The 22,485-nt window shown below is 62.7% G+C and carries 24 protein-coding genes, 3 tRNA genes and 2 pseudogenes; 15 read left to right on the plus strand and 14 right to left on the minus strand.

Annotation, left to right across the window (positions count from 1 at the left end):
• The first annotated feature begins 4 nt into the window (after positions 1–4).
• The 4 genes from phrB to BVH06_RS15960 all read left to right on the plus strand — a co-directional run bounded on the left by phrB (position 5) and on the right by BVH06_RS15960 (position 3,154).
• Positions 5–1,453, plus strand: a complete 1,449-nt coding sequence (gene phrB, locus BVH06_RS15945; protein ID WP_075934773.1) for a deoxyribodipyrimidine photo-lyase — start codon at positions 5–7, stop codon at positions 1,451–1,453.
• Complete coding sequence (locus tag BVH06_RS15950) at positions 1,450–2,220, plus strand: SDR family oxidoreductase (RefSeq protein WP_075934742.1); 771 nt, start codon at positions 1,450–1,452, stop codon at positions 2,218–2,220. The genes phrB and BVH06_RS15950 overlap by 4 nt, the downstream gene beginning before the upstream one ends.
• A 78-nt stretch (positions 2,221–2,298) precedes the next feature.
• Positions 2,299–2,796: a DUF2878 domain-containing protein gene (locus tag BVH06_RS15955; RefSeq protein WP_075934743.1), complete on the plus strand. Its 498-nt coding sequence runs from the start codon at positions 2,299–2,301 to the stop codon at positions 2,794–2,796.
• Between the two features lie 40 nt (positions 2,797–2,836).
• The gene (locus BVH06_RS15960) at positions 2,837–3,154 is read left to right on the plus strand and encodes a YkgJ family cysteine cluster protein (RefSeq protein WP_075934744.1); all 318 of its coding nucleotides are present in this window, start codon (positions 2,837–2,839) and stop codon (positions 3,152–3,154) included.
• 72 nt (positions 3,155–3,226) lie between these two features.
• Here the strand turns inward: BVH06_RS15960 and BVH06_RS15965 are convergent, their stop codons facing one another.
• From BVH06_RS15965 to hemA, 6 genes are all read right to left on the minus strand, one after another.
• The gene (locus BVH06_RS15965; RefSeq protein WP_075934745.1) at positions 3,227–3,745 is read right to left on the minus strand and encodes an acyloxyacyl hydrolase; all 519 of its coding nucleotides are present in this window, start codon (positions 3,743–3,745) and stop codon (positions 3,227–3,229) included.
• 117 nt (positions 3,746–3,862) lie between these two features.
• Positions 3,863–4,660 (minus strand): glutamate racemase, encoded by a 798-nt coding sequence (gene murI / locus BVH06_RS15970; RefSeq protein WP_075934746.1) that lies wholly within the window; start codon positions 4,658–4,660, stop codon positions 3,863–3,865.
• Entirely contained in the window at positions 4,653–5,420 is a 768-nt protein-coding gene (locus BVH06_RS15975) for a molybdopterin-synthase adenylyltransferase MoeB (RefSeq protein ID WP_075934747.1), read from the minus strand. Before BVH06_RS15975 ends, murI begins: the two co-directional genes overlap by 8 nt.
• A complete protein-coding gene (prmC, locus tag BVH06_RS15980) occupies positions 5,413–6,246 on the minus strand; it encodes a peptide chain release factor N(5)-glutamine methyltransferase (RefSeq protein WP_075934748.1) in 834 nt (277 codons plus the stop codon). The genes BVH06_RS15975 and prmC overlap by 8 nt, the downstream gene beginning before the upstream one ends.
• 87 nt (positions 6,247–6,333) lie before the next feature.
• Entirely contained in the window at positions 6,334–7,416 is a 1,083-nt protein-coding gene (prfA, locus tag BVH06_RS15985; protein WP_075934749.1) for a peptide chain release factor 1, read from the minus strand.
• 10 nt (positions 7,417–7,426) lie between these two features.
• Positions 7,427–8,707, minus strand: coding sequence for a glutamyl-tRNA reductase (hemA, locus tag BVH06_RS15990; protein WP_075931820.1), 1,281 nt, complete (start codon positions 8,705–8,707; stop codon positions 7,427–7,429).
• A 275-nt stretch (positions 8,708–8,982) separates the two neighbouring features.
• On the opposite strand from hemA, the gene BVH06_RS15995 reads away from it, so the two are divergent.
• From BVH06_RS15995 to BVH06_RS16045, 11 genes are all read left to right on the plus strand, one after another.
• The gene (locus BVH06_RS15995; protein WP_075934750.1) at positions 8,983–10,713 is read left to right on the plus strand and encodes a lipopolysaccharide assembly protein LapB; all 1,731 of its coding nucleotides are present in this window, start codon (positions 8,983–8,985) and stop codon (positions 10,711–10,713) included.
• Positions 10,713–11,333, plus strand: a complete 621-nt coding sequence (lolB, locus tag BVH06_RS16000; RefSeq protein WP_075934751.1) for a lipoprotein insertase outer membrane protein LolB — start codon at positions 10,713–10,715, stop codon at positions 11,331–11,333. The genes BVH06_RS15995 and lolB overlap by 1 nt, the downstream gene beginning before the upstream one ends.
• Before the next feature lie 168 nt (positions 11,334–11,501).
• Complete coding sequence (gene ispE, locus BVH06_RS16005; RefSeq protein ID WP_075934752.1) at positions 11,502–12,377, plus strand: 4-(cytidine 5'-diphospho)-2-C-methyl-D-erythritol kinase; 876 nt, start codon at positions 11,502–11,504, stop codon at positions 12,375–12,377.
• Between the two features lie 25 nt (positions 12,378–12,402).
• Positions 12,403–12,477 (plus strand) — tRNA-Gln (locus BVH06_RS16010).
• Between the two features lie 59 nt (positions 12,478–12,536).
• A tRNA-Gln gene (locus tag BVH06_RS16015) sits at positions 12,537–12,611 on the plus strand.
• Between the two features lie 44 nt (positions 12,612–12,655).
• A complete protein-coding gene (locus BVH06_RS16020) occupies positions 12,656–13,597 on the plus strand; it encodes a ribose-phosphate pyrophosphokinase (protein ID WP_027906044.1) in 942 nt (313 codons plus the stop codon).
• Positions 13,598–13,709: 112 nt separating this feature from the next.
• The gene (locus BVH06_RS16025; protein WP_075931824.1) at positions 13,710–14,336 is read left to right on the plus strand and encodes a 50S ribosomal protein L25/general stress protein Ctc; all 627 of its coding nucleotides are present in this window, start codon (positions 13,710–13,712) and stop codon (positions 14,334–14,336) included.
• Positions 14,337–14,375: 39 nt separating this feature from the next.
• Positions 14,376–14,966 carry an aminoacyl-tRNA hydrolase gene (gene pth, locus BVH06_RS16030; RefSeq protein ID WP_075934753.1) on the plus strand — a complete coding sequence of 197 codons (591 nt, stop codon included), beginning with the start codon at positions 14,376–14,378 and terminating at the stop codon, positions 14,964–14,966.
• Positions 14,967–15,000: 34 nt separating this feature from the next.
• Positions 15,001–16,101 (plus strand): redox-regulated ATPase YchF, encoded by a 1,101-nt coding sequence (gene ychF, locus BVH06_RS16035; protein ID WP_075931826.1) that lies wholly within the window; start codon positions 15,001–15,003, stop codon positions 16,099–16,101.
• Between the two features lie 166 nt (positions 16,102–16,267).
• Positions 16,268–17,980, plus strand: a complete 1,713-nt coding sequence (locus BVH06_RS16040) for a sensor domain-containing diguanylate cyclase (RefSeq protein ID WP_075934754.1) — start codon at positions 16,268–16,270, stop codon at positions 17,978–17,980.
• Between the two features lie 116 nt (positions 17,981–18,096).
• Positions 18,097–18,173 (plus strand) — tRNA-Met (locus BVH06_RS16045).
• 84 nt (positions 18,174–18,257) lie between these two features.
• On the opposite strand, the gene BVH06_RS16050 is transcribed toward BVH06_RS16045, so the two are convergent.
• From BVH06_RS16050 to BVH06_RS16085, 8 genes and pseudogenes are all read right to left on the minus strand, one after another.
• Positions 18,258–18,563, minus strand: coding sequence for a HigA family addiction module antitoxin (locus BVH06_RS16050; RefSeq protein WP_070881183.1), 306 nt, complete (start codon positions 18,561–18,563; stop codon positions 18,258–18,260).
• A gap of 12 nt (positions 18,564–18,575) precedes the next feature.
• Positions 18,576–18,854, minus strand: coding sequence for a type II toxin-antitoxin system RelE/ParE family toxin (locus tag BVH06_RS16055; RefSeq protein ID WP_075934755.1), 279 nt, complete (start codon positions 18,852–18,854; stop codon positions 18,576–18,578).
• A 55-nt stretch (positions 18,855–18,909) separates the two neighbouring features.
• Positions 18,910–19,899: pseudogene (locus tag BVH06_RS16060) on the minus strand (tyrosine-type recombinase/integrase).
• 50 nt (positions 19,900–19,949) lie between these two features.
• Positions 19,950–20,369 (minus strand): type II toxin-antitoxin system VapC family toxin, encoded by a 420-nt coding sequence (locus BVH06_RS16065; protein WP_075934756.1) that lies wholly within the window; start codon positions 20,367–20,369, stop codon positions 19,950–19,952.
• Positions 20,366–20,611, minus strand: coding sequence for a plasmid stabilization protein (locus BVH06_RS16070; RefSeq protein WP_075934757.1), 246 nt, complete (start codon positions 20,609–20,611; stop codon positions 20,366–20,368). Before BVH06_RS16070 ends, BVH06_RS16065 begins: the two co-directional genes overlap by 4 nt.
• Positions 20,612–20,696: 85 nt before the next feature.
• Positions 20,697–21,297: pseudogene (locus BVH06_RS16075) on the minus strand (tyrosine-type recombinase/integrase); the annotation flags it as partial.
• Positions 21,298–21,419: 122 nt separating this feature from the next.
• Entirely contained in the window at positions 21,420–21,785 is a 366-nt protein-coding gene (locus BVH06_RS16080) for an excalibur calcium-binding domain-containing protein (protein ID WP_075932138.1), read from the minus strand.
• Between the two features lie 145 nt (positions 21,786–21,930).
• Entirely contained in the window at positions 21,931–22,206 is a 276-nt protein-coding gene (locus BVH06_RS16085; RefSeq protein ID WP_075932139.1) for a hypothetical protein, read from the minus strand.
• Positions 22,207–22,485: the final 279 nt, after the last annotated feature.

The following is a 22,485-nucleotide window of genomic DNA, read 5'->3' on the forward strand; positions in this document are numbered from 1 at the left end:
CATGCTGCAACTGATGTGGTTTCGAACCGATCTGCGTGTCACCGACAACACCGCTCTGGCCGCCGCCATGCAGGCCGGGCCGACGGTTGCGGTATTCCTGCTCAGCCCTGACCAGTGGCAACGACATGATGATGCGCCGTGCAAGGTGGATTTCTGGCTGCGCAACCTGGCTGAATTGAGCCGCGAGCTGCGGCGCCTCAACGTGCCGCTGCTGGTTCGCGAAGCGGATGACTGGAGCACGGCGCCCAAGGTGCTCGGCAAGCTGGCCAAGGAACTGGGCGCTGCAGCCGTGCACGTGAACGAGGAATACGGGGTCAACGAAAGCCGTCGCGACCAAGCCGTTGGGGCGGCGCTGGACGAGTTGGGGATCAACTTTCACAGCCACCTCGACCGCCTGCTGTTCAAACCGGGCAGCGTACTGACCCGCACCGGCACCTACTTCAAGGTCTATAGCCAGTTTCGTGGCGTCTGTTATCAACGCCTGCACACGACCCTGCCCACCCTGATGGCGCTGCCAAAGGCGCAGGGCAAGCTGGAGATCGCGGCCGACAAGCTGCCCGATCAGGTCAAGGGTTTCGAGGCGCCCAGCCAGACGCTGCGCGATGCCTGGCCTGCCGGTGAACAGGCCGCCCGCGAACGCCTGCAGCGCTTCGCCGACGAGTGGATCGAGGATTACCACGACAACCGCGACTTCCCCATCCGCCCCGGCACCAGCCAACTGTCGGCCTACCTGGCGGCTGGCGTGTTGTCGCCCCGCCAGTGCCTGCACGCAGCGCTGAACGCCAACCGCGGCGAGTTCGAAAGCGGCAGCCAGGGCGCCGTCACCTGGATCAACGAGCTGATCTGGCGCGAGTTCTACGCCCACATTCTGGTCGGCTACCCGCACGTCTCCATGAGCCGTGCCTTCCGCCCGGAAACCGAAGCACTGCCCTGGCGCAACGCCGGCAAGGATCTGCAGGCCTGGCAGGAAGGCCGCACCGGTATTCCGATCATCGACGCAGCCATGCGCCAGTTGCTGGAAACCGGCTGGATGCACAACCGCCTGCGTATGGTGGTGGCGATGTTCCTGACCAAGAACCTGCTGATCGACTGGCGCGAAGGTGAGCGCTTCTTCATGCGCCACCTGATCGATGGCGACCTGGCCGCCAACAACGGCGGCTGGCAGTGGAGCGCCTCGACAGGCACCGACTCGGTGCCCTATTTCCGTATCTTCAACCCGATCAGCCAGTCGCAGCGCTTCGACCCGGACGGTCGCTTCATCCGCCGATGGCTGCCCGAACTGGCCTCGCTGAGTGACAAGGCGATTCACGACCCGCACGCCGGCAGCAAGAGCCAAGCCAGCCTGTTTGGCGGCGGTGTGGATTATCCCAAACCGATCGTCGACCTGCGCGCCAGCCGCCAACGCGCGCTGGATGCCTTCAAGAACCTGCCGTCGGCCAGCAACGCGTCATGAGCGCGTTCAGCCGGCGCATCTGGCTGACTGGGGCCAGCAGTGGCATCGGCCACGCCCTGGCCGAGCGCCTGCTGAACGATGGCCATCGCCTTGCCTTGAGCGCTCGCCGCGAGGAGCCCTTGCAGGCGCTGGCCGAGCGCTTTCCCGGCCGGGTGCTGGTGCTGCCGGGCGACCTGGGTGAAGCCAGCGAAGTGGACGCCATCGCCGCCCAGCTCACCGAACGGTGGGGGGCGCTGGACTGCGCGATACTCAATGCCGGCGTCTACGAGCATGTCGACGCCAGCAACTTCGAGGCCGACGCCCTAGCGCGGGTGATGCGCGGCAACCTGTTCTCGGCCAGCCACTGCATGGTCGCGGCCCTGCCGCTGCTGCGCCGTGGCCAGTCGCCGCACCTGGTCGGCGTCGCCAGCGCGGTCACTTATCTGCCGCTGCCGGGCGCGGGTGCCTTCGGCGCCTCCAAAGCCGCGCTGCGATACCTGCTCGAATCCCTGCGGGTGGATCTCGCCCAGGAAGGCATCGCCGTTACCGTGGTCACGCCGGGCTTCGTCGACACGGCGCAGTCGGAAAGCAGCGGCTTCTCCACCCCCATGCGCTGGTCCGCGCACAAGGCCGCCCGACATATCGCCAAGCGGCTCGATGCCCGGCCACTGGAAATCGCCTTTCCAGGTCCGTTCATCGCTGCACTCGGCCTGCTGGGAAGGCTACCCGCTCGCCTGCAACTGGCCCTGGGCAGGCGCCTGGTCCGTGGCGAGCGGGACATGTCCTGACACGCCCATGGGTTGCGCCGGCATTACCCGCCAAGGCAACATCGGCGCCCTTTGTCTACCGCCACCGGATGCCGCCCTGTGTCTAGAAACCTCCTCAACGCCCTGCTGTTCATCGCTGGCTGGCTTGCCTGCCTGCTTGGCGGCGGCCTGTGGCTGTGGGGCGTAGCGACGGCACTGCTGGCGCACCTGATCTGGATCGGTAACTGGCAGCGCGAAGGCAAACTGCTGATGAGCGCCTTGTTGTTCGGCAGCGCGGTGGAGAGTTTTCTGCTGCAGCTTGGGATGTTCGACTTCGGCGAGCCGCGCCAGTTGATTCCGCTTCGGCAGGCGCTCATCTGGCTGCTGATCGGCACCACCCTGTGCCATTGCCTGGCCTGGACGGCTCGCCCCTGGTGGCGCGCCAGCCTGCTCGGCGCCACACTGGCGCTGCTCACCTACAGCGCCAGCCTGTGGCTTGGCCTGGTTCGCCTGCCCTACGGCAATGCCGCCACCCTGGCGCTACTTGCGGCAATCTGGGCAGCCATGCTGCCGCTGCTGCACGGCTTTGCCAGCTTGTATACCGACCGCCCGGCTTGAAATCCCTCGGTGGCGAGCCCGCCTGGCGTAGACTAGGCGGATGAGTAACGCGCTCCATATCCCCCACACCCGGCTCGCCGACGATGCCCCCGTCACGTGCAGCACCTGTGCAGCCTGCTGCTGCCAGCTGGAAGTGATGCTGATCACCGATACCGGTGTGCCCGGACGTTTCATCGACAGCGACGAATGGGGCGCAGAGGTGATGCGCCGCCTCGACGACGGCTGGTGCGCCGCGCTGGATCGCGACACCATGCGCTGTACCATTTATGAAGTACGGCCATTGATTTGTCGCGAGTTTGAAATGGGCGCGCCCGAATGCCTGGAAGAGCGCCGCGGCCTCGACACGATATATCGCTAAGTACACTTATACATACATGAAGCCATGCATAAAAAAACCGGGCCAACGCCCGGTTCTTTTGATGCGCCTAACTTAGAAGTTGAGGCGATAGTGTAGCGAGTAAGCTTCGACGCCATCGTTGGGCTGCTTGATACCGGCGTTGGAATAGTGGATCGCACGGATACCCACTTCATGCCCACCGGCGAAACGCAGGCCAGCACCGATGCGGTCTTCGAACTGGAACGACGAACCCAGATCGTTGGACTCCAGGCGCGTGCTGGAGAATGCCGCGACCCCGATACCCGCTTCCAGATAGGGTTTGACGGTCTGCCCGGCGAATTCGTAAACGAATACCGGTGCGAACGAAACGCTGTGATTGGAGGCGGTATCGTCGCCCTGCCAGTAGGTGTAACCGGCATCCCAGTAGCCACCGAGATGACCGACGCTGCTTTCAAACCAGCGGCTGTTGAAATCGAATTGCGCACCAAGGCGATAAACCATGGTGGAATCACCAGACTGACCCACGGAAAAGGTCAGCCCCGTTGCCTGAGCGGCTGTAACCGATCCAAGAGACAACGCAACTGCAGCGGCCAAGCCCATCAGCTTCTTCATTGGAGCATCCTTGTAGAGGAACTTATTAGTTTTTTAAGTGCGGCATTGTGAAACTCATCGTTACAGACTTTAGACAAGTTCCGTTGGTTCTAGAAATATTTAATAGCGTATGGCCGATTAAATATTCTCGACCAATCCACTCACCTGCTCGGCGCTGCCCCACAGCTGCGGTAATACACCTTGCATGGCCAATGGCTCACCGCTGCACCAGAACCCATCGGCACCACGCGGCCCGGCAGCCAGCAAATCGCGCCTGGCCAGCAGCCGTTGCAGCTGCCGGGCGACCGCCGCGCCGGTGTCGATCAGGCTGATCGACGGATCCAGCCACTGTTCGAGCAGCGGCCGCAGGAAGGGATAGTGAGTGCAACCGAGAATAAGCGTGTCGCAACCCTCGGCCAGCAAAGGCTCGACGTAACCACGCAGCAGCGCGTGCAGGGCCGGATCGTTCAGATCTCCGGCCTCGATCAGCTCGACCAGCCCCGGGCAAGGCTGCGTGACCACCCGCACATCGCTGGCGAACTGATCGAGCAAGGCGGCGAAGCGCGCACTCTTCAGCGTACCGGTGGTGGCCAGCACGCCGACCACGCCGGAGCGCGTCGCTGCCGCAGCTGGTTTCACCGCCGGCTCCATGGCCACGATCGGCAGTTGCGGATACAGCATGCGCAGTTCGCCGACCCCCGCCACCGTCGCGGTGTTGCAGGCCAGCACCAGCGCCTTGGCGCCGCGCGCGAGTAGAAAGGCAGCGATGACCCGACAGCGCTCGCGAATGTACTCGGGGCTTTTCTCCCCATAGGGCACGTGGCCGCTGTCGGCCACGTAGAACAGCCGTTCATCGGGGAGCAAGGCGCGAATTTCCCGCAGTACCGTGAGCCCGCCAACGCCGGAATCGAACACTCCGATCGGCGCGTCACGCATCGGCGGCACTCCCGCATACGGCGCAAGCCGGGTCGCGCCTGACCCGCAGCTCACGGAAGCGCGAGCCGAAGGCGTCGATCAACAGCAAGCGGCCGACCAGGGGCTCGCCGAAGCCGGCAAGCAGTTTCAGCGCTTCCAGCGCCTGCAGGCTGCCGACCAGGCCGACCAGCGGCCCGACCACGCCGGCTTCGCTGCAGGTCAGCTCGGCTTCGCTGCCATGGCCGTACAGGCAATGGTAGCAGGGGCTGTCTTCGCGGCGCGGATCGAATACCGACAACTGGCCTTCCAGGCGGATCGCCGCGCCACTGACCAGCGGCCTACGCGCAGCCACGCAAGCAGCGTTGACGGCTTCGCGGGTGGTGAAGTTGTCCGAGCAGTCGAGCACCAGGTCGACCGTCGCCACGGCAGCGGCCAAAGAATCGGCATCCAGGGCCTGACGATGGGCGCGCAGCGTGACCTGGGGGTTGAGCGCGCCGAGTCGCGCCAGTGCCGAATCGACCTTGCTCTGGCCGATGCTCGCGGTGTCGTGGGCGACCTGGCGCTGCAGGTTGCTGAGATCGACGCTGTCGAAGTCCGCCAGGTGCAGCTCGCCCACCCCGGCCGCCGCCAGGTACAGGGCCACGGGCGAGCCTAGGCCACCAAGGCCGACGATCAGCACGTGGCTGCTCTTGAGGCGCAGTTGGCCGTCTACATCGATCTGCGAGAGCAGAATCTGCCGGCTGTAACGCAGCAGTTCCTCGTCGCTCAGGTGTTCATTCATGTGGCCACCGCCCCAGGCTGATGCGCTCATGATCGGCGAGATCACGGCGGCTGTGAACCTCGACGAAGCCGCGCCGGCTCAACAATTCGCGCACCGACTCGGCCTGATCGAAACCGTGTTCGAGCAGCAGCCAGCCGGGCGCGGCCATATACGCCGGCGCCTGATCAATGATCAGGCGGATATCGTCCAGCCCGTCGACGCCGGAGACCAGCGCACTACTCGGCTCGAACCGCACGTCGCCTTCGCCCAGATGATGATCGTCGCTGGCGATATAGGGCGGGTTGCTGACGATCAGCCCATAGCGCTCGCCAGCCAGCGCCGCGAACCAGTGGCTCGGGCGGAACGAAGCATTCGCCAGGCCCAGCCGGGCGCGATTTCCGTCGGCCAGCGCCACGGCTTCATCCACCCGGTCGACGCCGGTGACCTGCCAGGCCGGCCGTTCGCTGGCCAACGCCAGGGCGATGGCGCCGGTGCCGGTGCCCAGGTCGAGCACCCTGGCCGGGCCACCGGGCAGCAGCGCCAGCGAGATTTCCACCAGCAGCTCGGTGTCCGGGCGCGGGATCAGGGTGTGGGGCGCGACGTCCAGATCCAGGCTCCAGAACCCCTGACGACCGAGGATATAGGCGACCGGCTCACCGTTACGTCGACGCGCCAGGCTGGCGTTGAATGCATCGGCGGCTACGCCTTCCACCTCATGGTCGGCCCAGGTGCGCAGGTAACTGCGCGATTTGCCCAGGGCGTGGGCCAGCAGCAGCTCGGCGTCCAGGCGTGGCGTGGGCGAGTCGGGCAGCGCGACGCTATTGAGCAGGGATTCGATAGTGGCCATGGCTAGCTTCCTGGACGGTCGGGGCGCTGGCAGCGTGGGTGGATGAGAAGCGGGCAGCGACGTGCCCCGCTCCACCCAACTTTCCGATCAATCGCTCAACGCGGCCAGTTGATCGGCCTGGTACTCGGCGAGCAGCGGCTCGATCACCGCATCGACGCCGCCGGCGATCACTTCACCCAGGGAATACAGGGTCAGGTTGATGCGGTGGTCGGTCACTCGCCCTTGCGGAAAGTTGTAGGTGCGAATGCGCTCGGAGCGATCACCCGAGCCGACCAGCAGCTTGCGGGTGTCGGAGATTTCCTTGTGGGCGGCCGCGTCCTGCTGATCCTTGAGCTTGGCCGCCAGCCAGGCCATGGCCTTGGCGCGGTTCTTGTGCTGGGAGCGCTCTTCCTGGCACTCGACCACGGTGCCGGTGGGAATGTGGGTGATGCGAATCGCCGAGTCGGTGGTGTTGACGTGCTGACCGCCGGCGCCGGAGCTGCGGTAGGTGTCGACACGCAAGTCTGCCGGATTGATCTCGATGGCCATCTGCTCGTCCGGCTCGGGCAACACCGCGACGGTGCACGCCGAGGTGTGGATACGGCCTTGGGACTCGGTTTCCGGCACACGCTGCACACGATGTGCGCCGGACTCGAACTTGAGCTTGCCGAACACGTTATCACCCTCGACCCGGGCGATCACTTCCTTGAAGCCGCCGTGCTCGCCTTCGTTGGCCGACAGCACCTCGACGCGCCAGCCCTGCTTCTCGGCGTAACGCGAATACATGCGAAACAGATCGCCAGCGAAGATCGCCGCCTCGTCGCCACCGGTACCGGCGCGTACTTCGAGGAACACGTTGCGTCCGTCGTTGGGGTCCTTGGGCAGCAGCATGCGTTGCAGGCTGTCTTCCAGCTCGGCGAGGCGCGCACGGGCGGTGTCGACTTCCTCCTCGGCCATTTCGCGCATGTCGGGGTCGCTGTCCTTGAGCAGCGCCAGGGCGCCCTCGAGATCGGCCTGCACCTTGCGAAACTCGCGAAACGCCACGATCACCGGCTCGATCTCGGCGTATTCCTTGGAGTAGGCGCGGAACTGGGTCTGGTTGGTGATCACCTCGGCGTCGCCGAGCAGCGCCGTGACCTCTTCGAAGCGGTCCTGCAGCAGGTCGAGTTTATTGATCAGCGAAGCTTTCATTGCATGCCTTCTATTTATTGACCAAGCCGGATGACGCGCCTTCGTCGAGGGCGAACAGCTCCTGAGCCACGCCCAACGCATCGATGCGCCCGGTGGCGGAGAATTTCTTCAGTTGCACGCTGGGTGCGTGCAGCAGCTTATTGGTCAGGCCCCGGGCCAGCTGGGCCAGTACGTCTTCGGCGGCGGCGCCATTGGCGAGCATGCGCTGGGCCCGAGCCAGTTCGTCGTCGCGCAGGCGCTCGGCCTGCTGGCGATAAGCGCGGAGCACATCGACGGCGGCCAGCTCGCGCAGGCGCGCCATGAAATCGTCGGTGCCGGCGGCGACCAGTTCCTCGGCGGCCTGGGCCGCGCCCTGGCGACTCTTGAGGTTTTCGGCGATGACTTCGTGCAGGTCATCGACGGTATAAAGGTACACGTCATCCAGCTCGCCGACCTGGGGCTCGATGTCACGCGGCACGGCGATGTCGACCATGAAGATCGGCTTGTGCTTGCGCTGCTTGAGGGCGCTTTCCACCGCGCCCTTGCCGAGGATCGGCAGTTGGCTGGCGGTGGAGCTGATGACGATATCGCTGTGCACCAGTTCCTGGGGAATGTCGGACAGCAGCACGGCGTGGGCGCCGAACTGCTCGGCCAGGCTGCTGGCGCGCTCCAGGGTGCGGTTGGCGACCACGATGCGCTTGATGCCTTGGTCGTGCAGGTGGCGGGCCACCAGGCTGATGGTCTCGCCGGCGCCGATCAGCAGCGCCTGGCTGCGGTGCAGGTCGGCGAAGATCTGCTTGGCCAGGCTGACGGCGGCAAAGGCCACCGACACCGGGTTCTCGCCGATGGCGGTATCGGTGCGCACGGTCTTGGCGGTGCTGAAAGTGGCCTGGAACAGGCGCCCCAGCAGCGGGCCCAGGGTGCCGGCCTCGCGGGCCACGGCGAAAGCGGACTTCATCTGACCAAGAATCTGCGGCTCGCCGAGCACCATGGAATCGAGGCCGGAGGCCACGCGCATCATGTGACGAACGGCCGCATCGTCTTCGTGAATATAAGCGCAGGCACGCAGCTCTTCGACGCTCACATGGTGGTAATCGGCCAGCCAGCCGAGTACCGCCTCGACGCCTGGGCCGTCCTGTTCGAGGTACAGCTCGCTGCGGTTGCAGGTCGACAGGATCGCCGCTTCGCGGCTCGGCGTATCACGGCAAAGCAGCTGCAACGCCTCTACGAGCTGCTCTGGAGTAAAAGCCACGCGCTCGCGAACATCCACCGAAGCGGTCTTGTGGTTGATACCGAGGGCGATAAAGGCCATGCACGTCGCTGACAGGGGGTTGGAAGCCGACAATTGTCCTACTTCGGCCGGTGCAGGACAACCATCGCACCGTGCATCGCGCCGATAGCCATGACCGATGACCGACGATGAGAACGACTTTTCCGGCACCACAAGCGTGCGCCTGGATTGGATGCAACCCACCCAGGCTTCGGCAGTCCAACCTCACATCGCCAGGACACACGGGCTGCCCCATGGGCTTGCCCAACGGCTTGTGTCATGATGGCCAAAACCGCAGGTTAGTCGCATTTCCTCTTATGAATAGACCCATCGCGTTGCTCACCGCCCTGGCCTTGCTGGGTGGTTGTCAGACTTTTGCGCCGTCCGCACCGAACGGCAGCGTTCCCGTTGAGGAACCGGGCACCGAGGCAACCGCCAAGGCGCCGGAAACCTACGGCTCGTTCAGTCAGGAAACCCTGCTGGCGCTGCTGACCGCCGAGCTGGCCGGCCAGCGCAACCGCTTCGACATCGCCCTGAGCAACTACGTGCAGCAGGCCAATGCGACCCAGGATGCCGGCGTCGCCGAGCGCGGCTTCCGCATCGCCGAATACCTGGGCGCCGAGCAGGAAGCCCTGGAGACCTCACTGGTGTGGGCGAAGAACGCACCCGATGAGGTCGATGCCCAGCGCGCCGCCGCCGTGCAGCTGGCTCGCGCCGGCCGCTACGACGAAGCCATGACCTACATGGAGCGCGTGCGCCAGCGCCAGGGCAACACCCATTTCGACTTCCTCGCGCTGTCCGCTGCGGAAACCGACCCCGACACTCGTGCCGGCCTACTGCAAAGCTTCGACCGCCTGCTCGGCAAGTACCCGAACGACGGCCAGTTGCTGTTCGGCAAAGCACTGTTGCTGCAGCAGGACGGCCGCGCCGAGGAAGCCCTCAAACTGCTGGAGACCAGCGAAGCCAAGCAGGATCAGTCCGCCCCGCTGCTGCTGCGAGCGCGCCTGCTGCAAAGCCTCGGTCGCGGTGAAGAAGCACTCCCGCTGCTCAAAAAGGGTATGGAACGCAACCCGAGCGACAAACGCCTGCGCCTGACCTACGCCCGGCAACTGGTCGAGCTGGGCCGCATGGACGAAGCCCGCGGCGAGTTCTCATCGCTGCTGCAGCAATTCCCCGAAGATGACGACCTGCGTTTTTCTCTGGCCTTGGTATGCCTGGAGGCCGAAGCCTGGCGCGAAGCCATCGTCTACCTGGAAGAACTGATCCAGCGCGACGCCCATGTGGATCCCGCCCAGTACAACCTCGGTCGCGCTCACGAAGCCCTCGGTGAAGTGGACGAAGCGCTGCTCGCCTACTCGATGGTCGGCGGCGGCACCGACTACCTGCCCGCCCAGGCGCGCATGACCGATCTGCTGGTCGCCAATGGCCGCGGCGCCGAGGCCTCCCGGCATCTGGCCGAAGCTCGTGACAGCGAGCCGGACTACGCCCTGCAGCTTTACCTGATCGAAGCCGAGTCGTTGTCCAAGCAAAACAAGCCCGACCAGGCCTGGGATCTCATCCAGCAGGCGCTCAAGCAGTACCCGGGTGACATCAACCTGCTTTACACCCGCGCCATGCTGGCCGAGCCGCGCGGCGACCTGAAGCAGCTGGAGCGCGATCTGCGCCTGATCCTCGAGCGCGAGCCGGACAACGCCATGGCCCTCAACGCCCTGGGTTACACCCTGGTCGACCGCACCGATCGCCATCAGGAAGGTCTGGAGCTGATCCAGAAAGCCCATGACATCAATCCGGAAGATCCGGCCATCCTCGACAGCCTGGGCTGGGCCAACTATCGCCTCGGCAACCTGGCCGACGCGGAGAAGTGGCTGCGCCAGGCATTCGAACGCTTCCCGGACCACGAAGTCGCCGCCCACCTGGGTGAAGCGCTGTGGGCCCAGGGCAAACAGCGCGAAGCCCGCAAGGTTTGGCGCGACGCCCTGAAAGAACAACCCGAGAGTGAAATTCTGCGCAGCACCGTGCAGCGCCTGACCGGATCGGAGAAACCCTGATGTCGCTTCGCCCCCTTCTCATACTCGCCCTGATCACCCTGCTGGCTGGCTGTTCCGGTCTGTCCACCCGCGAGGCGGTGGAACAGGGCCTTGGCGACCCGGCTCGCTGGCAGGCGCACAAGCAACAGATCGGCACCCTCGATGGCTGGCAGATCAACGGCAAGGTCGGCATCCGCGCCCCGCGTGACTCGGGCAGCGGCACGCTGTTCTGGCTGCAGCGCCAGGATTACGCCGATATCCGCCTCTCCGGCCCGCTCGGCCGCGGCGCGGCGCGCCTGACCGGTCGCCCCGGCAAGGTCGAGCTGGAGGTCGCCAACCAGGGGCGCTACCAGGCCGAATCCCCGGAAGAGTTGCTGCAGCAAAGGCTGGGCCTCAACCTGCCCGTCTCGCATCTGCTGTGGTGGATTCGCGGACTGCCTGCACCGGACAGCAAGAGCCGCATCACCCTGGATGCCGACAGCCGCCTGGCGCAATTGAGCCAGGATGGCTGGGAAGTCAGTTACACCCGCTACGCCGAGCAAGACGGCTACTGGCTCCCCGAGCGCCTGCGCCTGGAAGGTCACGATATCCAGGTGACCCTGGTGATCAAGGACTGGCAGCCGCGCCACCTCGGTCAGTAATCGCTCCCGTATCGCGCGACTTTCACACTCGCAATTCCCGCGCCGCAACCTGCGGTTGAGCGCAGCGATACCCAGGACCAAACTCCCGGGTGTCGCTGTGCTCGACCCGGGCTACGGGCTGCGCTAGCCTGCGCGACTCTCTTATCCCCTCTTGCCAGCCATTGCCCCATGACGACTCACGCCATTCCTGCTGACGCCGAGCTGACTCTGCCGGCACCGGCCAAGCTCAACCTGATGTTGCACATTCTCGGGCGCCGCGACGACGGCTATCACGAGCTGCAGACCCTGTTTCAGTTTCTCGATCACGGAGACGAACTGGGCTTCAGGAGTCGCGAGGACGGCGTGATCCGCCTGCATACCGCAATCGACGGCGTGCCCCACGACAGCAACCTGATCGTGCGCGCCGCCAAACAGTTGCAGCAGCAGAGCGGCACTCGCCTGGGTGCGGACATCTGGCTGAACAAGCGCCTGCCCATGGGCGGCGGCATCGGCGGTGGCAGCTCGGATGCGGCGACCACCCTGCTCGGCCTCGATCACCTGTGGCAACTGGGCTGGGGCGAGGATCGCCTGGCGGCCCTGGGCCTCGGCCTGGGCGCCGACGTACCGGTCTTCGTGCGCGGCCGCGCGGCCTTCGCCGAAGGTGTTGGCGAAAAACTCACACCGGTCGAGCTGCCGGAGCCCTGGTTTCTCGTCGCCGTACCGCAAGTGCTTGTCAGCACAGCAGAAGTTTTCTCCGACCCTGAGTTGACACGCGATACGCCGCCCATTAAAGTTCGCAGCCTTCTTGAGGGGGGTGGTCGTAACGACTGCCAGCCGGTCGTCGAGAAGCGTTACTCAGCTGTTCGTAACGCGCTGATCTTGCTGAACAAATTTGTTCCGACAAGATTGACCGGCACTGGAGCTTGTGTGTTTGGGAGCTTCCCAAACCGGGACGATGCTGATAAAGTCGCCCGCCAACTTCCAGCCACACTGCCAAGTTTTGTTGCGCAGGGTGCCAACGTTTCGATGTTGCACCGCAAGCTGCAAGAACTGGCCAGGAAGTGAATGCGTAGCATCGGTTATACGTTACAGGGGCGTCGCCAAGCGGTAAGGCACCAGGTTTTGATCCTGGCATGCGTTGGTTCGAATCCAGCCGCCCCTGCCATAACCACCCAAGGGTGGCTCGTACTACCGAATTGAGCAGCATTGCGTCACACACGATACAGGGGCGTCGCCAAGCGGTAAGGCACCAGGTTTTGATCCTGGCATGCGTTGGTTCGAATCCAGCCGCCCCTGCCATTTTTATACTCATCCAGGTTACCCTCAGCCGGCAGGTACTGCGCGTGTCCAAGATGATGGTCTTTACGGGGAACGCTAACCCCGATCTGGCGCGACGTATCGTTCGTCAGCTGCACATTCCCCTCGGTGATGCCTCGGTCGGTAAATTCTCCGACGGCGAAATCATGATCGAAATCAACGAGAACGTCCGCGGTAAGGACGTTTTCCTGATTCAGCCGACGTGCGCGCCAACCAATGACAACCTGATGGAACTGGTCGTGATGGCAGATGCCTTCCGCCGTTCCTCAGCGACTCGAATCACTGCAGTCATCCCCTACTTCGGCTATGCCCGCCAGGATCGCCGCCCGCGCTCCGCTCGCGTGGCAATCAGCGCCAAGGTCGTGGCCGACATGCTCACCGTGGTAGGCATCGACCGGGTTCTCACCGTCGACCTGCACGCGGATCAGATTCAAGGCTTCTTCGATATTCCCGTCGACAACATCTACGGCTCGCCCGTACTGGTCGACGACATCGAAGATCAACGCTTCGACAATCTCATGATCGTATCCCCGGACATCGGCGGCGTGGTGCGTGCTCGCGCCGTGGCCAAAAGCCTGGGCGTCGATCTGGCGATCATCGACAAGCGTCGTGAAAAGGCCAACCACTCCGAAGTGATGCACATCATCGGTGACGTTGAAGGTCGCACCTGCATCCTGGTCGACGACATGGTCGACACCGCCGGCACCCTGTGCCACGCGGCCAAGGCTCTGAAGGAACACGGCGCTGCCAAGGTGTACGCCTATGCCACGCACCCGGTGCTGTCGGGTCGTGCCATCGAGAACATCGAGAACTCGGTACTGGACGAACTGGTGGTGACCAACACCATCCCGCTGTCCGCCGCCGCGCAATCCTGTTCGCGTATTCGTCAACTGGACATCGCGCCGGTTGTGGCTGAAGCGGTACGCCGCATCAGCAATGAAGAATCGATCAGTGCGATGTTCCGCTAACCCGGAACGCCCCTGACGAAACATGCCTGGCCACCTGGCCAGGCCTTTCACCGAACCGCCCCGCCGCTGGTCGCAAGCGTAACGGGCGGTTTGGTTATTCTGGAGAAGTGAAATGACTGCTGAATTTACCCTGAATGCCGAAGCGCGTTCCGACCTGGGGAAAGGTGCGAGCCGCCGCCTGCGTCGTAACGCCAGCCTGGTTCCTGCCGTGATCTACGGTGGCGACAAGGCTCCCCTGTCCATCAGCCTGGTTGCCAAGGATTTCGCCAAGCTGCTGGAAAACGAAGCTGCGTTCAGCCACGTGCTGAACCTGACCGTTGACGGCAAGAAAGAAAACGTTCTGATCAAAGCCCTGCAGCGCCACCCGGCCAAAGGCTTCGTTCTGCACGCTGACTTCATCCGCGTGGTGGCCGGCCAGAAACTGACCGCACACGTTCCGCTGCACTTCATCAACGAAGCTACCTCCGTTGGCGTGAAGCAGAAAGGCGGTGAAGTTCTGCACTCGCTGAACGAAGTTGAAGTCTCCTGCCTGCCGAAAGACCTGCCGGAGTTCATCGAAGTCGACTTCGCCAACGTTGATCTGGACCAGACCGTTCACCTGTCCGACATCAAACTGCCGAAAGGCGTTGAGCTGGTTGCTCTGGCCCACGGTAGCGATCTGCCGGTTGCCAGCGTTCACCTGCCGCGCGTTCGTGCAGAAGACGCAGCTGAAGGCGAAGGCGAAAGCACCGCCGAGTAATTCCGGCTCGCTACGCCTGCTTCAAGAAAGGGCTCCTGTATGACTGCCGTACAACTGATCGTTGGCCTGGGTAACCCGGGCCCCGAATACGACCAGACCCGGCACAATGCAGGGGCCCTTTTCGTTGGGCGCCTGGCGGACAGCCTGCGCGTCAATCTCAGCGTTGATCGCAAGTATTTTGGCCTGGTGGGCAAGTTCAATCACCAGGGCCGCGAAGTTCGTCTGCTCATCCCCACCACCTTCATGAACCGCAGCGGCCAGTCCGTGGCGGCGTTGGCGAATTTCTTCAAGCTCAAACCCGAAGAAATCCTGGTGGCCCACGACGAACTCGACATGCCTCCCGGCGTCGCCAAACTCAAACAGGGTGGCGGGCACGGCGGGCATAACGGGCTGCGCGACATCATTGCCCAGCTCGGCAACCAGAACAATTTCCACCGCCTGCGGCTTGGCATCGGCCACCCCGGGCACGCCAGCATGGTCTCCAACTTCGTACTCGGCCGCGCGCCGCGTGGCGAGCAGGAGCTACTGGATACCAGCATCGACTTCGCCCTGGGCGTCCTCCCGGAAATACTCGCCGGTGACTGGACGGTAGCGATGCGCAAGCTGCACAGCCAGAAAGCCACTCTCTAATTTCATCTACCGCCATTGGCGCGAGGGATACACCATGGGATTCAACTGCGGCATCGTCGGCCTGCCCAACGTCGGCAAGTCCACCCTGTTCAATGCCCTCACCAAGTCCGGCATCGCCGCTGAGAACTTCCCGTTCTGCACCATCGAGCCGAACAGCGGCATCGTGCCAATGCCCGACCCACGCCTCGACGCACTGGCCGAGATCGTCAAGCCCGAGCGCGTGATCCCCACCACCATGGAGTTCGTCGACATCGCCGGCCTGGTCGCCGGCGCCTCGAAAGGTGAAGGCCTGGGCAACAAGTTCCTCGCCAACATCCGCGAGACCGACGCCATCGCCCATGTGGTGCGTTGCTTCGAAGACGAGAACGTCATCCACGTCGCCAACAGCGTCGACCCCAAGCGCGACATCGAGATCATCGACCTCGAGCTGATCATGGCCGACCTCGACAGCTGCGAGAAGCAACTGCAGCGCGTCGCCCGTACCGCCAAGGGCGGCGACAAGGAAGCCGTGGCGCAGAAGGCGCTGCTGGAAAAGCTCATCCCGCACTTCACCGAAGGCAAGCCGGCGCGCAGCCTGCTCAAGAACCTGGGTGACGACGAGAAGCGCCTGGCCAAGACCTTCCACCTGCTGACCACCAAGCCGGTGATGTACATCGCCAACGTCGCCGAAGACGGTTTCGAGAACAACCCGCACCTGGACGTGGTGAAAGCGATCGCCGAGGAAGAAGGCGCCATCGTCGTGCCGGTGTGCAACAAGATCGAAGCCGAGATCGCCGAACTGGACGATCTGGAAGAGATGCAGATGTTCCTGGAAACCATGGGCATGACCGAGCCCGGCCTGAACCGCGTGATCCGCGCCGGTTACTCGCTGCTCAACCTGCAGACCTACTTCACCGCCGGAGTGAAGGAAGTGCGCGCCTGGACCGTCAAGGTCGGCGCCACCGCCCCGCAGTCCGCTGCCGCCATTCACACCGACTTCGAGAAAGGCTTCATCCGTGCCGAAGTCATCGCCTACGACGACTTCATCCAGTACAAGGGCGAAGCCGGTGCCAAGGAAGCGGGCAAATGGCGCCTGGAAGGCAAGGAATACATCGTCAAGGACGGCGACGTGATGCACTTCCGCTTCAACGTCTAAGCCTCTGCCGTAACGAACGAAGCCGCGCGAACAACGCGGCTTCGTTGTTTCTGCAGTACGAGAGTTGTACATCGCGGCCTGCGATACGGCTTTTTGCCAGCATCGCCCTATGCATCGCGCCGCGCAGCAGTATACTGACCCTGCCCTCCCCAGCAGGCGCTGTACCGTGAAACCCGACACCCCGTGTTCTGCTTCGGTCAGCCTTCCATCAGCGCGATTCGCTGCGCTGCTGCGCCTTGCCGGCCGCCTGAGCGGCTTCGGCCTCTGCGGCATCGCCACAGGCGATGACACCCTGCAACTCGACCCACCGCAGCCCGCTGCCCTGCAGCAGGCCCTGCAGCCTCTGCTCATCCGCACGCGACTCGGCCAGTCACCACTCATCGTGCCAGACGCACGCCTGGGCCTATCTCATCCGCATCATTCGCTCGGCTGCTTTATCGGCTACCCGCTACGTGTCGATGCCGGCGACTGCCTCGGCGTGCTCTACGTGGCCGATGCGGCGGCCCAGGCGATCGACACCATCTTGCAGAGCACACTGCAGGACATCGCCGACAGCGCTGCCCGGTTGCTCACCCAAACGCCGACCGACGACGCCTCGCTGGAAGAAAACCGCATGGCCCTGGCCATTCAGGGCAGCGGCACCGGCATCTGGGATCGAGACCTGCTCAGTGGGAAAATCCACTATTCCACCGCCTGGAAAGCCATGCTCGGCTATGCCGAAGACGAGATCAGCACGCGCATCGAGGACAGCTACGCTCGCGTTCACCCCGACGAACTGGAGCATGTGCAGCAAGCGATGCAGGCGCACTTCAGCGGGCAGACCGAGCAGTACCAGGTGGAGCATCGCCTGCGCTGCCGCGATGGCAGCTACAAATGGGTGTGCAGCCGCGGCAAGGTGGTCGCCCGCGACGCGCAAGGCAATGCCCTGCGCATGCTCGGCACCACTACCGATATCAGCAACCTGCGATCACTCGCCGAGCGCCTGCAGCACAGCGTTGAACTGGTCACCCGGCTGACCGACCAGGTACCCGGCGTGGTCTTCCAATACCGCAGCTACCGCGACGGCAGTGGCTGCTTCACCTACGTCAGCGCCGGCGTGCGCGATATCTTCGAAGTCACCCCGGAGCAACTGCTGCACGACCCGGAAATCATCCATCACTGCGTGCACCCCGACGACCTCGCCGTCTACAACACCGCGCGCAAGGAGGCCGAGCGAGCCTTCTCCAACTGGCACGTCGAATACCGCGTGCAGTTGCCTCGGCAGGGCCTGCGCTGGCGCCTGGGGGAAGCGCGACCACAGCGCGAAGCGGACGGCAGCATCGCCTGGCACGGCGTGGTCACCGACATCACCGAACGCAAGCGCTTCGAACGCGAACTGCACGAATTCGCCTCCATGGATGCCCTCACCCAACTGGCCAACCGGCGCGTGTTCATGGCCTACCTGGGCAGCGAACTGGCGCGCATCCAGCGTCGGGATATGAGCGTGTCGAGCCTGCTGATGTGCGATCTCGACCACTTCAAACTGGTCAACGACCGCTGGGGCCACGGCATCGGCGACCGCGCCCTACGCCATTTCAGCGACATCCTGCGCAGCCAACTGCGCACCAGCGACCTGGCCGGCCGCGTCGGCGGCGAAGAGTTCGCCGTGCTGCTCAGCGGCGCCGGCAGCTTCCCGGCGCGCGACTTCGCCTGCCGCGTGCAACACGCCCTGGCCAGCCAGCCGCTGCGCGTCGACGGTGGGGAAATCCACCTGACCCTGAGCATCGGCCTCACCCAACTGACGCCACAGGACTCCACCCCAGACACCGCCTTCAGCCGCGCCGACAAAGCGCTCTACCGCGCCAAGCAGAATGGTCGCAATCGCATGGAGATCAATTGAGGGAGCCGCAGCAGGAGAAAAACCGGGCCAGGCGCCTAAGCGGTTGAAAGTTCGTAAATTTATTCTGCCTGAGGGCTTGACACCCCACCGACAGATAAGGAAAATGCGCGCCACTCGGCTACGTAGCTCAGCTGGTTAGAGCATAGCATTCATAATGCTGGGGTCCGGGGTTCAAGTCCCTGCGTAGCCACCAAACAAATCAAGGGTTTACCGAAAGGTAAGCCCTTTTTTGTTTATGGGGCAGACTACAAACAGACTACACCCAGACCACCGAGCCTCATGCCTGGGCACGCAGTGGCTCAATCTCGTGCTCAATCTCTTCGCCATTGGCGGCAAAAGTCGTTGCTAGCGAATAGTCGGTTTGCAGGTTCATCCAGAACTGCGCAGACGTATCGAAATAGCGCCCAAGACGAATAGCCATATCTGCAGTCACCCCACGTCGCTCACGCACGATTTCATTCACCGTGGGAGCAGATACGTGGAGCGCACGCGCCAGTGCGGCCGGGGAAATATCCAGCGGCTCTAGAAACTCTTCGCGAAGGATTTCGCCCGGATGGATGGGGCGCATACCGTTAATTGCCATGGTGCGACCTCCTTAGTGATAGTCGACGATTTCAACGTTCGTTGGGCCGGCGTCCGACCACTCGAAACAAATGCGGAATTGATCATTGATTCTGATGCTGTACTGACCAGCCCGATTTCCTCGCAATGCCTCAAGTCGATTGCCGGGTGGAGACCGTAAGTCTCGAAGCTCAGTGGCCGCGTGCAGCATGGTTAACTTGCGGGTGGCAACATTAAGGATATTCTTCCACCGCCGCGAATCGCCGGCTTCGAACAGAGCCTGGGTCTCTGGACACTTGAAGCTCAAAATCACGCCTTAACCATTAACGTTAAGCGTTATAGACATACTACACCATTGACCCGGATCTTCAAGTGAACGCATGCCCGCTCTGCTGCAAGGGCGAGAGCCTCAGAGCTGACTCCAGGTGGTCAGGCGATAGATGCGCATAGCGCATGGTCATGGCGATCGAGGAATGCCCCAGGATACGCTGCAGGCTGAGAATATCCCCTCCCCCCATCATGTAGTGACTGGCGACGGTGTGCCGCAGGATATGGGTTAGCTGTCCCGGCGTATGGAAGCCGCAGCGCTGATAGGCACCACGGAACGCAGCCCTGCAAGGCATGAACAAACGGCTAGACCCCGGCATTGCCACCGATAGCGCAGCTTGCTCGACTTCCTTGGGGATTGGCACCGACCGAGACTGACGATTCTTCGTCCTGTGGAAATGGGCCTTGCCACCGAACAACGCCGCACGACTCAGACTTTCGGCCTCATCCCAACGTGCACCAGTAGCCAAGCAGATCAGGGCGACGGGATAGGTGTGGTTGTTGGTGGACTTCCGGCACTCATCGAGCAGCACACCGACTAGATTGAGGGTCAGAAAAGTCAGCTCGGTCTGGTCGGTCTTGATCTGGCGGATTTTGGCCAGCGGGTTGATGCCATGTCATGCGCCGAGGTGGATCAGCTCGGAGAAAACAGCCGATAGGTAGCGCTGTTCATGATTGACGGCATGTGGAGAAACGTCCTTCAGACGAGCCTGCCGGTAACGAGCCCAGGCGAGTGCATCGAACTGACAGGCTAGCGGGTTACCAAGGCGTTCAACGACAGCCAGGGTACGGGAGAGTCGGCCCTTCACGTCCATCAGGCTACTGCCGTGCAGCGAGTGCCAAAGGGTCACCAGATCGGACAGGCGATCATCAATTGGCCTGCCGGTATCCTGCAGCGAGGCGAAGTAATCCGACTCATAGCGTTGAGCAGCCGACTTGGTCAAAAAACCGTACTTTCTGATTCGACGACCAGAACGACCGTTTTCGTAGAAGTCTGCCGTCCACGTTTTGCCTTCCTTACGAGCCGTCATACCGCCCTGCCCCATCGCACATGGCGTTGACCACGGCGTGTCCACTACGATCAATCCACCCAAGGGTTTATAACGCTAACCCCCAGGTGATCGAAGTGCCGAACATTACGCGTAGCGACAGGCGCATCGTATAAAGCCGCAATGGCAGCGATCTGCGCATCGACCATATCTGCCACTCTTCCCTTCGCCTCACTGGCGGCAGCCAAACTGGCATAGCGAATCGCCGCATCGGTATCGAACGGCAGAATTCGTCCCGCAAAATCTTCATCAAACATCAGCTTCGCCAGATCGGCGAAAGCAGTCTTGCGCTTTCCATCCGGCAATCGAGCGATGCCATAGAGGATTTCAGCCACGGTGATGGAGCTTATGTAAAGCTGCCCTGCAGGCTGCTGGTCGATCCATGACAGAACTTCCACCGCTGGCTTCGCTTTCATCAGCTCCGAAAGCACGTTGGTATCAATCAGGATCATTCGTCGAAGCTCGCAGCCCTGGCTTTAGTGTTTCGCTCAGGCACTTCAAGGTCGGCACCACCCAGTGCAGAAAAACGGGCATGGATGCGACTACCTAAGCCACCTTTCTTATCTTGCTTGGTCAGCGCTTGGCGAATGATCAGTCTCGCCTCTTCTTCCATGGAGCGCCCGTGGCTGGCGGCAACGACGCGCAGCATGGCCTTGAGGTCATCATCCAGATTTCGAATCGTGATAGTTGCCATGAGGCCCTCCAAATGAAATCAATGCAGTCATTGCTATCATACGTGCATGCATGTGGACATGCACACATGTTTACAGGCCAATGGCCTAGCTGCTCTGCTGCAGCGGCGACAGTCGAAGGGCCGAGGCCAAGTGATCAGGCGATAGGTGCGCATATCTCATAGTCATTGCAATGGACGAGTGCCCCAGGATGCGCTGCAGGCTGAGAATATCCCCTCCCCCCATCATGTAATGACTGGCGAACGTGTGCCGCAGAATGTGGGTTAGCTGGCCCGGCGTATGAAAGCCGCAGCGCTGATAGGCACTACGGAAGGCAGCCCTGCAGGGCATGAACAGTCGGCCAGATCCTGGCATCGCAACCGATAGCGCAGCTTGCTCGACTTCCTTGGGGATCGGCACCGACCGGGACTTCCGGTTCTTTATCCGGTGAAAGTGCGCCTTGCCGCCGAACAGGCTAACGCGAGTCAGGCTTTCGGCTTCATCCCCACGGGCACCGGTTGCCAAGCAGATCAGAGCGACCGGATAGGCAATGGTTGTTGGAAGACTTGCGGCACTCATCGAGCAGCAGGCCGACCTGATTCAGGGGCAGAAACGTCTGGTCGGTCTTGATCTGGCGGATCTTGGCCAGCGGGTTGACGCTATGCCATGCGCCGAGGCGGATCAGCTCGGAGAAAACTGCCGCGAAATAGCACGCCTAAAAGCACTGCTTAAAACACAGATAAAAGCTCATTCAGCTCAAATAATTAGATTGAGCGGGGCGTCGTCGGCTGGCTCGTTTCAGCACTATGTGCAGATATTTAGCGGGGTCAACTATCGGCACCACTGCGTCTCACAGGGCACCCCATCGTTATTGCCGTCCATCTTCACGCCTGGGCAGTTGCGCAGAAAGAAAGTCGCTTCTTCGCAGGAGCGCATTTGCGAGCAATAGGTGCGGCCATCGCAGCGATAGCTGGCGGTGGGCTTGGGCGCAGAGCTGGGACGCGGAGAGGTTTCGCTGCTGGCGAACGTGGGGATGAAGCGTTCGAGGGAGAATGTCGGCGCCGGCTGTTCGATAACGGGGTTGCTGAGTACGGCGCCATCGGCGCCGATATTGGTGATCACCGGGCTGGCGGGAGGCTTGAGATAGAAGTGCCAGAAGGCAAAGCCCAGTGCCGCTATCACGATCAGTTTTTTCATCGCTGCATTCCATTGCCCGCAGACGGTCGCCTGCCTGATTGCGTGCAGCATAACCTGCAGTCACCGCATTGAATGAGTGCGACCAGGCGCATAACGCAAAAATGCTTATCACCCGATAAGCCTTTTCGTCGTGAATGCGTTGTATCTAGATCACCAAAAACCCCGCCACGATCAGCGCCGCGACGGTCACCACACCGAGAATAAGCAGTATCCGGCTGGTCCTGGTGTTTTCACGGCTATCGATCAGCGGCTGGGCTGGCAGTTGCAGGTAGGAAGGTATGGTGCTGAGCTTGAGGGGGCGTTGGATGCGCAGGACGTTGCCGCCCTTGGGGTCGGGCTTGGCGCTGAAGTTGTCCCATGAGGCGTTGTGCCCCTGCTGTCGGCGGCCTTCGCGCCACCACTCTCGGTCTTCCGGTCCCATGATTCGCCCTCCTGGCTGGTGTCTATCTGATCAATCAGAGCTGCATTGGCAGTTGCAAGTTCAGTGTACGCCCGTAAACCATTTCGCGTGGGTGATATATGCACCGTCAATCGGCTGATATCAGGCGGTGGCGCTGGCACGCTGGCGGGCACGGCTGCACAATCCGCTTTTCCCTGCACGCCCGACTTGCGCCGTGACTGCCCTCACCTCCCCTTACCTTCGCCGCCAGCCCTTATGGGTATGGGGCTGTTGCGTCTGGTTTCTGGCAGGCGTGCTGGG

This window comes from Pseudomonas sp. PA27(2017) (assembly GCF_001945445.1).
Classification (GTDB): Bacteria; Pseudomonadota; Gammaproteobacteria; order Pseudomonadales; family Pseudomonadaceae; genus Aquipseudomonas.

Coding starts and splice junctions, on each gene's coding strand:
- prmC (WP_075934748.1), bottom strand. CDS start 6,246: ATGGCCACTATCGAATCCCTGCTCAATAGCGTCGCGCTGCCCGACTCG.
- BVH06_RS15950 (WP_075934742.1), top strand. CDS start 1,450: ATGAGCGCGTTCAGCCGGCGCATCTGGCTGACTGGGGCCAGCAGTGGC.
- ispE (WP_075934752.1), top strand. CDS start 11,502: ATGACGACTCACGCCATTCCTGCTGACGCCGAGCTGACTCTGCCGGCA.
- prfA (WP_075934749.1), bottom strand. CDS start 7,416: ATGAAAGCTTCGCTGATCAATAAACTCGACCTGCTGCAGGACCGCTTC.
- BVH06_RS16080 (WP_075932138.1), bottom strand. CDS start 21,785: ATGAAAAAACTGATCGTGATAGCGGCACTGGGCTTTGCCTTCTGGCAC.
- BVH06_RS16025 (WP_075931824.1), top strand. CDS start 13,710: ATGACTGCTGAATTTACCCTGAATGCCGAAGCGCGTTCCGACCTGGGG.
- BVH06_RS15995 (WP_075934750.1), top strand. CDS start 8,983: ATGAATAGACCCATCGCGTTGCTCACCGCCCTGGCCTTGCTGGGTGGT.
- ychF (WP_075931826.1), top strand. CDS start 15,001: ATGGGATTCAACTGCGGCATCGTCGGCCTGCCCAACGTCGGCAAGTCC.
- hemA (WP_075931820.1), bottom strand. CDS start 8,707: ATGGCCTTTATCGCCCTCGGTATCAACCACAAGACCGCTTCGGTGGAT.
- BVH06_RS15960 (WP_075934744.1), top strand. CDS start 2,837: ATGAGTAACGCGCTCCATATCCCCCACACCCGGCTCGCCGACGATGCC.
- BVH06_RS15975 (WP_075934747.1), bottom strand. CDS start 5,420: ATGAATGAACACCTGAGCGACGAGGAACTGCTGCGTTACAGCCGGCAG.
- BVH06_RS15965 (WP_075934745.1), bottom strand. CDS start 3,745: ATGAAGAAGCTGATGGGCTTGGCCGCTGCAGTTGCGTTGTCTCTTGGA.
- BVH06_RS16070 (WP_075934757.1), bottom strand. CDS start 20,611: ATGGCAACTATCACGATTCGAAATCTGGATGATGACCTCAAGGCCATG.
- BVH06_RS16065 (WP_075934756.1), bottom strand. CDS start 20,369: ATGATCCTGATTGATACCAACGTGCTTTCGGAGCTGATGAAAGCGAAG.
- pth (WP_075934753.1), top strand. CDS start 14,376: ATGACTGCCGTACAACTGATCGTTGGCCTGGGTAACCCGGGCCCCGAA.
- lolB (WP_075934751.1), top strand. CDS start 10,713: ATGTCGCTTCGCCCCCTTCTCATACTCGCCCTGATCACCCTGCTGGCT.
- BVH06_RS16085 (WP_075932139.1), bottom strand. CDS start 22,206: ATGGGACCGGAAGACCGAGAGTGGTGGCGCGAAGGCCGCCGACAGCAG.
- BVH06_RS16050 (WP_070881183.1), bottom strand. CDS start 18,563: ATGGCAATTAACGGTATGCGCCCCATCCATCCGGGCGAAATCCTTCGC.
- murI (WP_075934746.1), bottom strand. CDS start 4,660: ATGCGTGACGCGCCGATCGGAGTGTTCGATTCCGGCGTTGGCGGGCTC.